Annotated in this window: 9 protein-coding genes and 2 pseudogenes; 2 read left to right on the top strand and 9 right to left on the bottom strand. The window is 54.8% G+C overall.

Features of this window, described 5'->3' with window-relative positions:
* Positions 1–117: 117 nt before the first annotated feature.
* Positions 118–867, bottom strand: coding sequence for a spermidine synthase (locus AAGW23_RS11015; RefSeq protein ID WP_342406557.1), 750 nt, complete (start codon positions 865–867; stop codon positions 118–120).
* 118 nt (positions 868–985) lie between these two features.
* On the opposite strand from AAGW23_RS11015, the gene AAGW23_RS11010 reads away from it, so the two are divergent.
* Positions 986–2,335: a class II 3-deoxy-7-phosphoheptulonate synthase gene (locus AAGW23_RS11010; RefSeq protein WP_342406556.1), complete on the top strand. Its 1,350-nt coding sequence runs from the start codon at positions 986–988 to the stop codon at positions 2,333–2,335.
* A 222-nt stretch (positions 2,336–2,557) separates the two neighbouring features.
* Here AAGW23_RS11010 and ttcA (AAGW23_RS11005) read toward each other — a convergent pair.
* From ttcA (AAGW23_RS11005) to AAGW23_RS10985, 5 genes and pseudogenes are all read right to left on the bottom strand, one after another.
* Positions 2,558–3,259, bottom strand: a pseudogene (gene ttcA, locus AAGW23_RS11005) (tRNA 2-thiocytidine(32) synthetase TtcA); the annotation flags it as partial.
* A gap of 168 nt (positions 3,260–3,427) precedes the next feature.
* Entirely contained in the window at positions 3,428–4,315 is an 888-nt protein-coding gene (ttcA, locus tag AAGW23_RS11000) for a tRNA 2-thiocytidine(32) synthetase TtcA (protein ID WP_161611938.1), read from the bottom strand.
* 436 nt (positions 4,316–4,751) lie between these two features.
* Positions 4,752–5,223: pseudogene (locus AAGW23_RS10995) on the bottom strand (VOC family protein).
* Positions 5,224–5,408: 185 nt separating this feature from the next.
* A complete protein-coding gene (locus AAGW23_RS10990) occupies positions 5,409–7,046 on the bottom strand; it encodes a hypothetical protein (protein WP_023083077.1) in 1,638 nt (545 codons plus the stop codon).
* 450 nt (positions 7,047–7,496) lie between these two features.
* Positions 7,497–8,393, bottom strand: a complete 897-nt coding sequence (locus AAGW23_RS10985) for a hypothetical protein (protein WP_023082601.1) — start codon at positions 8,391–8,393, stop codon at positions 7,497–7,499.
* Positions 8,394–8,558: 165 nt separating this feature from the next.
* On the opposite strand from AAGW23_RS10985, the gene AAGW23_RS10980 reads away from it, so the two are divergent.
* On the top strand, positions 8,559–9,179 hold the full coding sequence (locus AAGW23_RS10980) for a tyrosine-type recombinase/integrase (protein WP_031668117.1): 621 nt from the start codon (positions 8,559–8,561) through the stop codon (positions 9,177–9,179).
* A gap of 196 nt (positions 9,180–9,375) precedes the next feature.
* On the opposite strand, the gene AAGW23_RS10975 is transcribed toward AAGW23_RS10980, so the two are convergent.
* The 3 genes from AAGW23_RS10975 to AAGW23_RS10965 are packed head-to-tail and all read right to left on the bottom strand — an operon-like array spanning position 9,376 to position 12,144.
* Positions 9,376–10,173 carry an ABC transporter permease gene (locus AAGW23_RS10975; protein ID WP_023082602.1) on the bottom strand — a complete coding sequence of 266 codons (798 nt, stop codon included), beginning with the start codon at positions 10,171–10,173 and terminating at the stop codon, positions 9,376–9,378.
* Position 10,174: 1 nt separating this feature from the next.
* Entirely contained in the window at positions 10,175–11,041 is an 867-nt protein-coding gene (locus tag AAGW23_RS10970) for an ABC transporter permease (protein WP_023082603.1), read from the bottom strand.
* Positions 11,042–11,043: 2 nt separating this feature from the next.
* A complete protein-coding gene (locus AAGW23_RS10965; protein ID WP_023082604.1) occupies positions 11,044–12,144 on the bottom strand; it encodes an ABC transporter ATP-binding protein in 1,101 nt (366 codons plus the stop codon).

Here is a 12,144-nt window from a genome sequence, read left to right as displayed (position 1 = left end):
GCTGACGAAGCGCTTGCGCCGGTCTTGGTGAGCTCAGCTAGCTCCCGCCAGAGACAGTGCTGAACATGGTTTGCTCGAACAGACGTCAATAACGTTGGTCAGCAGCTCATCACGCGCTCAGCTCGCCGGTCGTAGAGCGTTGATCAATGAATCCAGCGTGTAGCCCAGCCGCGGGGCCAGCGCTGCCGCTCGCTCGCGCAGGCCGGACTCGTCGAGCGTTTGTTCCAGATCGGCGGGCACGAACAGGATGACATTGCCCTCTTTCACCGGGCATTCCCAATAGTGGCGATGAAACAAGCCACGAAGCAACGCCGCACCCAGCGGCTTGTCCTCGTCGGTACCCCACTGGTTGATGATCAGCCAGCCATCCGGGCTCAGCTTCTGCTGGCAGCTCTGGAGAAAACGCCACGCCAGGTGCGCGGCGGCCGGGCCGACGTCTGTATAAAGGTCGACGAATATCAGGTCCGCGGTTTCGGCCGAGTCGAGCAGCTCCACCGCATCGCCAATGCGGATGTAAAGCCGCGAATCGTTCTGGAGGCCCATATAACGCATCGCCAGTTCAGGCACGTCCGGGCGCAGCTCGATGGCTTCGACGTCTTCCAGCGGCAGGAATTCGAGGCATGCCTGGGTCAGCGTACCGGCGCCTAGCCCGAGGAACAGCGCGGTTTCCGGAGCAGCGTGCAGCAAGCCGCCCATCAACATGGCCCGCGTGTAGTCGTACTCCAGCCAGCTAGGATCTTGAGTAAACACGCAGCTTTGCTCGACCGCCGCGCCGAACTCGAGAAATCGGTACTCCCCTACTTCCAGCACGCGGATCAGGCCGAACGCGTCATGCACTTCGGCCAGCAACACTTCCTGCTTGTCCACTGCGCTCACTCCCAAACCGGTCGGCGCATCTTACCAGCCCGATTGGCAAGGGCTATCAGCGCGGAGCTGTCGCATCAGGTAAAATCCGGGCACTTTTTTGCGGACGGAATCAATTTCCATGAGCCACGCCTGGAGTCCCACCAGCTGGAGAACCAAACCCATCCAGCAGCAGCCCGAGTACCCCGATGCCGATCATCTGAAGCGTGTCGAGGGCACGCTGGCGAGCCTGCCCCCGCTGGTGTTCGCCGGCGAGGCACGTGAGCTGCGCCGGCAATTCGCCGAGGTGACGCAAGGCCGCGCGTTTCTGCTGCAAGGCGGTGATTGTGCGGAAAGCTTCGCCGAGTTCTCCGCACCGAAAATTCGCGACACCTTTAAAGTGCTGTTGCAGATGGCGATCGTGATGACCTTCGCCGCCGGATGTCCTGTAGTGAAAGTCGGCCGCATGGCCGGGCAGTTCGCCAAACCGCGCTCTTCCGGCTACGAGACCATCGACGGCGTGACCCTGCCGGCATACCGCGGCGACATCGTCAACGGTATCGGCTTTGATGAGAAAAGCCGCGTGCCGGACCCGGAGCGGCTGCTGCAGGCGTATCACCAATCCACCTCCAGCCTGAACCTGCTGCGCGCTTTCGCCCAGGGTGGTTTCGCCGACCTGCACCAGGTGCATCAGTGGAATCTTGATTTCATCGCCAACTCCCAGATGGCCGAGAAGTATCACCGCCTGGGCGCACGGATCGATCAGGCGCTGAGGTTCATGCGTGCCTGCGGAATGGACAACGCGCCGCAGCTGCGCGAAACCAGCTTCTTCACCGCCCACGAGGCGCTGCTGTTGAATTACGAGCAGGCCTTCGTACGCCAGGACAGCCTCAGCGGCGGTTGGTATGACTGCTCTGCGCACATGCTCTGGATTGGCGACCGCACGCGGCAGCTGGACGGTGCACATGTGGAGTTCCTCCGCGGCGTGGGCAACCCGATCGGGGTGAAGGTGGGGCCAAGCATGGCCAGCGAAGAACTGATCCGCCTGATCGATATCCTCAATCCTGAGAACGATCCCGGCCGCCTGAACCTCATCGTGCGGATGGGTGCAGACAAGGTTCAGGAAGGCTTGCCTCGCCTGATTCAGACTGTGCAGCAAGAAGGTCGCCAGGTCCTGTGGAGCTCCGACCCAATGCATGGCAACACCATGAAGGCCTCCAGCGGTTACAAGACCCGGGACTTTGCACGGGTGCTGGCCGAGGTGAGACAGTTCTTCGACGTGCACCGCGCTGAAGGCAGCTACCCCGGCGGGATTCATATTGAAATGACTGGGCAGAACGTCACCGAGTGCATCGGCGGCTCACGCCCGATTACCGAGGACGGGCTCTCCGACCGCTACCACACCCACTGCGACCCCCGGCTGAACGCCGATCAGTCGTTGGAAATGGCGTTCATGATCGCTGAGACGCTGAAGCAGGTCCGACCTAGCTGATATCACCTGCGATGGGGTGCGCCCTGCTCGGTTGGCGAGCCGGGCGCAAACCTCACGTCAAAGGACCGCGCCAGTCACTGGAGGCAGGCTTACGGGACTGGAGCGGAGCGCCACCCGACTGCGACCAAGTTACAACTGCTGTGGTGGGCTGCAACGGAGCGCCGCCAAGCCCACCCTACAAGCGTTCGCTTGCGACTTATGGCTTGAAGCACGCCGCTGCCGTTACAAGCTCATCACGTCGAGGAAACGTGGCGTGGCTTCGTTATCGATGCGCAGGCTGGTGAAATCGAACAGGTTACGATCGGCCAGTTGCGAGGGCACCACGTTCTGCAAGGCGCGGAACATGATCTCGACTCGGCCCGGGGACTTGCGCTCCCACTCCTGCAGCATCTCCTTGACCACTTGACGCTGCAGGTTTTCCTGCGAGCCGCACAGGTTGCACGGGATGATGGGGAACCCTTTCATCTGCGAATAGGCTTCGATATCCGCCTCGCTGCAATAGGCCAAAGGGCGAATCACCACGTTGCGGCCATCATCGGAAAGCAGCTTGGGCGGCATGGCCTTTAGCGTGCCGCCATAGAACATGTTGAGGAAGAACGTCTCGAGGATGTCGTCACGGTGGTGACCGAGCGCCATCTTGGTCGCACCGATCTCGTCAGCAAAGGTATAGAGCGTGCCGCGACGCAGGCGCGAACACAGCGAGCAGGTGGTCTTGCCCTCCGGAATCTTCTCCTTGACCACCGAATAGGTGTCTTTCTCGACGATGTGGTACTCCACGCCGATGGACCTCAGGTATTCGGGCAGCACGTGCTCGGGGAAGCCGGGCTGCTTCTGGTCCATGTTGACGGCCACGATCTCGAACTTGATCGGCGCGACCTTTTGCAGGTACAGCAGCACGTCGAGCATGGTGTAGCTGTCTTTTCCTTATAGCTTAAGAAAACATAACTGGACAGCATCAGAATAATCGCAACTTGTTGATTTTAAATGAATTAAATAGAAAGCTGGCTTTACAGAAAAATGCGAAAAAGTAAATTTTGCGTCTTCTTGGCCTCTAAACACCCTCTCCCCCCCCCGAAAAATCACCTTGAACCTTTACAAAATCCGAACGACATCAATCCGGCCTTCAACGCTGGATGATGAAACCTCGGCTGCTTCGAATTCGTAGGGCGGTCGGGCATCCGACCTATCAATGGATAGATCTATAAAATTGAAGAGACTACGATCAGCTAACTGGGATGGACTTACGTTTTGTAAGCTGTGAAAGATGTTTTCTACGCAGCCAGGATTTACCGAATCCCACTCCGCAATCATCGACTTGATTTTTTTCCTCTGCAAATTCTCTTGCGAGCCGCAGAGATTGCACGGAATGATTGGATATGCGCTATCGGCAGCGACCTTTGCTATATCTTTCTCGCGACAGTAGGCGAGCGGCCGGATAACTATATTTCTCTTGTCATCGCTAAGAAGCTTAGGAGGCATCCCTTTCATTTGCGCCTGGAAGAACATGTTCAGAAACAAAGTTTCAACCATGTCATCCATATGATGACCGAGTGCCAATTTAGTAGCCCCAATTTCCTCAGCAAAACTATAAAGCGTGCCCCTTCTGAGTCTAGAGCAAAGAGAACAAGTAGTCTTACCCTCCGGGATCTTACTCTTGACAACGGAATAAGTATCCTTGTCAATTATATAGTAATCAATCCCTTTAGCCTCGAAAAACTCAGGCAAGATATGCTCCGGAAAGCCAGGTTGCTTCTGATCAAGATTAACCGCCACAACACTGAATTTTATTTGCGCAACTCTCTGCAAGTGCAGCAAAGCGTCAAGCATAACGAATGAATCTTTGCCACCACTTACGCAGGCCATAATTTTGTCGCCATCTTCGATCATTGCATAATCTACAACAGCCTTGCCCACATTGCCGCGCAGCTTTTTACGACGAAGTTCCGCAGCTTTATTAATCTGAGATGCTTGTTCGCCCATCATCATAAACACTAGCTTCCAATTAAAATATTTACAAACCCAATTTACTATAAAAATATCGCCCACCTTGCAACATCCCGCACCACTTGCGAAGGATTGAGATAGTTAGACACTACCAAAATCGGACACAGGAACAATCCGAAGCAAAGCACAGCACAGCATTTAGGCCACGTATTTAATATACGACATACACTCTTAAGTAAATCTATAAGGCCGTATCATCTGCCGAGTTTGACGCCAGCTATATCATAACAAGATTATGCCTGCGTTTTATAGAAGCTCCTGACCAACGATTGCATTTAGCTTGACCGAGTCGCAGCAGAGGTGGATCACAGCACGGAACTCTGCGAGTCACGCGGAGGGGCCGCAGCAGCCTCAGAATCGCATGTGGTGTCAGGCAGGCTCAGTCATTGGGGCTGGATTCAGACGTTGAAGATCAAGCCTTCAGCGCAGCCTCGATCGCGGCAAAGTCGATCTTCGTCATGCCATCAATGGCCTCGAACGAACGCGTTGTTGCCGCTCGATCAGGGCTGGGTATTGCAGCCGTCAGAATATGCAGGGAGATCTACCACGAAACACCCACTCGTCCCTGTACCAGCCATACGCGCTCACCTGGCCCCATTGTTAATGATCGTGTTCACAAGTGGTCCGTCTCAGCCTGATCATCGGTCGCGACCTGGAACGAAAAGGCTCTTTGTACTGGAACACCGGACCGTCGCTCAGGCCAAGGCAGGACATGCGCGCTACCCTGAACTCGACCGCGAACACATCGCCCTGTTTGCCGGCTGGATAGTCGCCCGGAGCGTGGCGGACGGCCACCACCACTCAGTCAGAAAAGTCTCTGCATAGAAAGAAGAAGTCTCCCCTTTGATTACAACAAAACGGCAGTAGCTGATTGCGGTGACGATTCGAAGCTTCCACTCATCTAGGTCTCAGTGGTCCACGATGGTTCGGCTGTTGCCAGTCACGACGGGCCGGATTTAATCCATAGCTGCCGGTGGCGACAGGCCGAAACCGGCCAGAAACTGCTGGTCACGCCAAGGCTGGGCCGGTTTCGCTGAGGCTCGAAAGCATCTATGAAACTGGGGGCTATTCACTCGCCCCAATACTTGGCGTCGTAAAGGTTCTTCATGCGATGTGTTTCAACGTGTCGTTGATAAATCGTATGGCCAGGGAGGCTGAAAACTTTTTGTTCCTCAGTGATCTCAATCTCGGATTTTATCTTTGCAATAAATGCTTCAATTTGTTCTGGTAGTTCAGTTAAAACATTGCAGCAAGGCAATACGTTTTTAAGAAGATTGCAGTTTATTGGGGTTATTTTGTTGCTTTCTAGTAATTGCCAGCTAAAAGTGCTTCCGAAACTGGAATTTGTTAAAACTGCGCGAATATGATTGATTTGCGCCGAATCATCCAAGCTGGGAAAAGATTTTTTGAATAAACTAGTTTTCTCTTTGGGTTCGAGTTTATCAAATCGTTTGGTCTGCTCAACTGCTTCCCGAATTCTATCGTCCAAACGTCGCACCATGCGAGCTGACTCAGGGTATAAAGTGGCTTTTGCCTGGACGGTCATCACGGTATTGGATTTATTGCAAAAAACCAATAAATCAATCTCGCCCCCAGTAAAGTCACATTCTAAATAAGTATAAAAGCCATTGCTTTCGAAATGCCTTTGAGCCCTTCTCAAGAGTTCAGGTTCGAAAAAGTGAGATATCAATCCGTCATAGTTGTATTTAGTATTTTTATCATCATCTATTAGTATGGAGATCAAAAGATTTCTCGTGCCCAGTAGGGTTGGAACTAAGGCCGGGCAGAAGTATACGTCATCCGAAATGCTCCAGAATGGCGGCATGAATTTTAAGCTTAGGCTGCCATTTTTTCCCTCGCCGCAGAAGAAAAACTCAGAAAATTTATCGTAGTCTGACTCAGCCACCCCGGTGAGCTTTTGAACTAGAAATTTCAGCTCGGCGGCACCCAGCCTGGCCATGCCAAGGCCTTGTAAATGATGATCTCCATCCCCTGAGTCTTTAAGTTCATTGACTTCCAGGTATTTGTAAACTATGAACGTGATGTCATTATAGATTTGCCCTATGCAGATAAAAGCATTCCTGATTTTTTTAAAGGCATCGGCAGAAGAAAATCCAATCTGCGTATAGAAATCAGGTGGAATAATATCTGCTTCAATGAATGCATTTTCAGATGCTTTGTACTGCTCGGAAATGTAATCAAAATAAAATGTGGGATTTACGGGCTTGTTGGTTTTTAGCCGATTAACAACGCTCTTGAGCCAAGGTCTAGAATCGTGAGCTTGGTTTGAAATAACTGGTAGAGATAAATGCGTTACAATGATGTCATTGATTTCATGTTTGAGTGTAATTTCATCAGCGTAGTCGATCGTTGACTTTTCGCTGCTTTCGCGAGTGAATCTATATATTTTGCTACGAATAAATGGGATGACTATATTGAGGTTTGCGCAAGCGAATAAATTTTTAAAGTCATCAGGGTTTAGCTTGCGCAAAAAATCATCGCATGATTCAGGGCTTTGAGGACTAAAGTCGTTCATGCGCTCAAATACAAATGTATACGGAATTGCGAAGCTATGAGGTGCTTGCTTTTCTTGAATGAATTGGAAGGTGGCAACCTGGCAGAAATGATTGTAAACATGGAGAAAAGGTTGTCGAAGAATTGGGTTGTCATCAAACAGCTTGTCGATCTGTGGTTCGAGGATTTTCATTTACAAGCCCGGCTATCAAAATTTGAAAATAGAAAAAGCAACCCGTCGCATCAGGGTTTTTTATCGATTTTATAGGGTGGAAGAGCGATATTATCTCATGATTTGCCAAGGTGGGTGGAGTGAGATAAACAGAAAGTCAAGTTTGGTCTGAGGTATATGTTGTTTTCTTAGCCCCAAGACAATCTCTGCAGGCCTTGCCTGAAAGTTTTGGTTTGGTAACTGAATCGCTAAAGGTTCTATAGACACAATTGAGCGGCTGCTACTGGCCGAAAGCCGTGTTTCACAACGGTAACTACCGGCCAGAAGCGGTCACACTATGGAGGCAGCTCAACACTGTACAGGGAGCTGAAGCGTGGCTTCTGGAGTCCGAGAAGGCATTACAGAAGCAGCTTCGCGATAGCGCCAAAAATATTCCGGCACTATTCGGAATCTCCATTCGCCGAAGCATCCTCAGAGAGCAGGCGTTGGAGCACCCTGTATGTATGCCTGGATGTCTTGGATAACCCTTTCTCGACGCGGGGTATCGTGCATCAATTGCTCGACCATCTTGATGGCTAGCTGTCCTGAACTGAGCATATGGTTCACCTTCACGCGTGACCCAGACAAAGGAATCCCTTTTTTTACGACTGTCTCATCAGCAGACGCTCGCAGCTTGGCGCGCGACAACTGTGGAAGCATTTTGGCTAAAACGCCGGGGGCCTTGGCGCTAAGCAATGTGACTGCCAGCACATCCGTAACGTGGTCGTATTCAGAGAAAGACTTAAGCTGGAGGCTCGTCGCATTTAGCACGGCTCGCCCCCCATCATTAAAGAGACTCTCGTAAATCACCTCCGTTTCTTTATCTACTACTCCGGCTTTTACCTCTGATGAATATCCATAGTAAAAGGCAAAAGGAAGGCGCTTCTGAAGGCTCAGATTTTCTACGGCTTTCATCGAATGGCAGGCAGCGACAATAACTGTCAGCTCACCCCCTGTCCGCTGAGTGACGCTATCCAAGCTGTCCAACAACTCATCCCAGCCAATAAACTCCCCGGACGGCGTTCCAAGACCCTTCTCGGAGTGGCCGTGAGCATCAATGAATATGATTGGTCGAATGCCAAGCTCACACGCGCCTGTGATTTCCTCGAAGCATTCTGCAAATTTGGTTGCAGAGCCCGCCTCGAATCGATGGGCGAAATTCTTGTTGTATTCAAATCGCTCAGGATCGCGCGCGAGAAGCAAATCGTGCAGTTCTCTCAGTCGAGAGAGACCGGTTTGCAGATCCCGCTCGCTTAAACAGTCGATGATGAAAATGGCGTTTCCGGGCGAGAACGCGCTGCGTCTGAGGGTAAATTTCGTCGGATCCATGAATCGCCCCTAGTTGTGTGGACATTCTTTGGCCTCGTAGCGGCGGGGGCTACATGAGCATACGCCCTTGCCTTGCGAAGTAGTCAACTTGTGGCTGCCTTTGGCCGGTTAGCGGCCACTGCTCTGGCTAGCCATGCTTGTCCTTCCACACGTGGAGGACTTGCCATGGACATCATTGCTACCTGCAGCCGTCAGCCCTGGAACAAAGGAAAATTGGTCGGGCAGAAAACCCCGCTCCGACAGAGAGATATCTGGGCCATCCGAGTAAGGCTTCAAATTGCAGAACGAACCCGGGATCTGGCTCTGTTCGATCTGGCCATCGACAGCAAGCTTCGAGCCTGCGACTTAACCAAGCTCCGTGTGTGCGACGTTGCTCATGGCGAGCATGTGTCATCACGAGCAATGGTTATGCAGCAGAAAACGAAGCGACCAGTGCAGTTCGAGATTACTGAGCAAACACGGTCTGCTCTCGCAGCCTGGATACACCAAGCACAACTCCGTAGCCAGGACTGCCTTTTCCCGAGCAGGCTGCATACCTCAGATCATCTATCCACTCGTCAATATGCTCGTATCGTCAAAGGCTGGGTAAAAGCCATTGGCCTTGATCCAGCCATGTATGGCACTCACACAATGAGACGTACGAAGGCATCGCTGATCTATCGCAGGACGAAGAACCTACGGGCGGTTCAACTTCTGCTCGGCCATACGAAGCTGGAGAGCACCGTTCGATATCTTGGGATTGAGGTCGATGACGCTCTGGAAATGGCGGAGCAGACCGAAGTCTGACCATATATTGCGACGGTCGAAGTCAGGCCGTCGCTAACCGGCCAAGACCGGCCAATGATGCGCCGATAAACGTGCCGAATCAGTCAGAATACTGCGCCTGCGCCCCGGTGAAGCCGGCGCGCCAAGTTTGAGGTAGGTTCAAGACTGCACCAATGCTTCCGCAGCCCATTTGCGCCGATAAAGCCAAAGGCGATCTCTACTTTCGTCGGCGAAGCGTCGTGATGATTACCCCGCCCAGCAGCAATAGCGCCGCCGCAGCCAGGGTGCTCATAGTGCCTAGCGCAGGCACCATCGGGGTATAACCGGCGACCATCTTCGAGTACAACCACTTGGGCACGGTCGAGTCGGCCCCGGAGGTGTACAGCGACAGCGGGAAGTTACCCCAGGACAGCAGGAAGGCGAACAGTGCCCCCGACCAGATCCCCGGCCACAGCAGCGGCAGGGTGATTTCGCGGAATATGAACAGCTTGCCGGCGCCCAGATCGCTGGCAGCCTCCTCCAGGCTCGGGTCATAGTTGTAGACCTGGATGGCGATGACCAAGGTCACCACCGGCACGATCCACACTAGATGGGCGATCACCGCGGTCTTCCAGCTCGGACTGAGGCCCAGCGCGTTCATCCACAGCAGCAGGGCCAGGCCCAGCACAGTCTGCGGAAAGAAGATCGGCAGCAGCAGCAGCTTCTGGTACAGCTTGCGGCCCTTCCAGTCGTAGCGGGCGAAGGCCAGCGCGCCGAAGAAGGCCAGCACTACCGAAATCAGCGTCACTAGCAGGGCGATCTTCAGCGAGTTGTGCACGAGGATCTGCACCTCAAACGAATCGACCGTGCGCTGCCACCAGCTCAGCGAGTATTCCCGTACCGGGAACAGGAAGTAGCGACTCATCGACAGCCCGGCCAGCGCACTGCAGATGATCGGCAAGTAGATGGCCACGAGTACGAAGCCCGTCCAGCAGCACACCAGAAAGTCGGAACGGATTTGTGCCTGATTTCTCATCTCAACGTTTCCCTAACACTCGATCAAGGTCCAGGCGCGTCAGCACGAAGAGCGTCAGACTGCCGATAATCAGCACCAGCAGTACCGCCAGCGCGGCGCCTAGCGGCCAGTTCTGCGCGTAGGTGAAGGCCACCTCGATGTCGTGAACCACAGTGATCACCGACTGCCCGCCGAGAATCCTTGCCTCTGCCACCGCGCCCACGGCGAGCACGAAGGTCAGCAACATACCGATGAGGATGCCCGGCATCGCCAGCGGCAGCTCGACCTCGCGCCAGACCATCAGCCGGCCGGCGCCCAAATCCTTCGCCGCATCCACCAGATCCCGCGGCACCATGGCCAGCCCTAGGGTGATGGGGAACAGCATGAAGGGCAGGTACACATAGACCATGCCGAACAAAGTCAGTCCCGGGCTGTAGAGCACATCGGGCGCGCGGCCCAGATCGAACGCCTTAAGCACGCCGTCGAGCACGCCGTTCTTAATGAAGAACTGCACCCAGCCGTAGAGCCGCACGTTCTCCGAGACGAACAGAGGGAACACGAACAGCACGCTGATCAGCGGGGCGAAGCGGCCAAACACCCGGTTGAGCCCGTAGGCGATGGGATAGGCGATGACCGCTAGCATCGCCACGCAGAGCGCGGCCAGCACCAGCGACCAGACGAACGAGCGCCACACCGTGTTGGACGGATTCAGCACGGCGGCGAAGTTATCCAAGGTGAAGGTGCGGAACACCTCGAAGCTTTTCGGCTCGGCGAAGGCGAAGGCCACCACTGTCACCAGCGGGGCGAGAAAGCCCAGCAGCAGAAAGATCACCAGCGGACTGGCGTAGCGGGCGCCGGTGGATAGGCCGCGCCCCGAAACAGCATCCATGGTCAGGCTCCTGCAATGATGGCGTTCGCCGCGTTCCAGCCGATGAGCACCTGCTCGTCACGGGCCCGGTCGCGGGTAAAGGTGCGCGGATTTTCCAGCAGCACGCTGCGGTCGCCGCAGCGGATCTGGTATTGCATGCGCGAGCCGAGCGAGTACTCGTTGAACACCGTGCCGCGGATGACGTTGTCGAATTCGTCCTCCGAACCGGCGAACTGCATGTATTCCGGGCGCACCACCACGGTGGCGGCCGTCGCGCCCTGCAGCTCGGCCGGCAGGTCGAGGCGGAGCGGACGGTCGAGGCCGGCGCTGTACCAGCCCCGCCCGGCTACCAGGCTGACCGGGAATTTGTTGACCTCGCCAAAGAATTCGGCGACGAACTCGTCGGCCGGGTGCGCGTAGATCTCCTCCGGCGACCCTACCTGAATGATCTGCCCCGATCGCATCACGGCGATGCGATCGGACATCACCATCGCCTCTTCCAGCGAGTGGGTGATGTAGATGAAGGTCTTACCGCTTTCCCGGTGCAGATCCTTCAGCTCCTTCTCCAGCACCTTCTTCAGCTTGTAGTCCAGCGCCGAGAGCGGCTCATCGAACAGCAGTACGTCCGGGTCGTAGGCGAAGGCGCGGGCCAGCGCCACCCGCTGACGCTCGCCGCCGGAGCACTTCATGACGTTCTTGTCGTAGTAGTTCTCCGGCAGCCGCAGCATCCGCAGCAGTCCCAGCGCCCGGGCCCTGCGCTCAGCCTTCGGCACCTTCTTCACCTTCAATGGAAACTCGATGTTTTCCCCCACCGTCTTGTGGGGAAACAGCGCAAGGGACTGGAACACCAGACAAGTAGGCCGGCGCTGAGCGGGCAGGTTGTTGATCGCCTCCCCGCGCAGGGTGATGTTGCCGCTGCTGGGGGCCTCCATGCCCGCCAGCATACGCAGCATCGTGGTCTTGCCGGAACCGGACGGCCCGACGATCGTCAGGAACTCACCTTCCAGTACATCCAGCGAGATGTTCTTCACCGCCGTGAAATCACCGAACTTCTTCTGCACATCCACCAGTTGCAGCACCGGTAGTGGCTGTTTCGCGACGTTGTCGATTGTCGAGCTGTTCAT

This window comes from Stutzerimonas chloritidismutans, from assembly GCF_038562055.1.
Classification (GTDB): domain Bacteria; phylum Pseudomonadota; class Gammaproteobacteria; order Pseudomonadales; family Pseudomonadaceae; genus Stutzerimonas; species Stutzerimonas chloritidismutans_A.
Note: the sequence above shows the minus strand (reverse complement) of the source record. Positions and strands in the feature narration are given on the sequence as shown.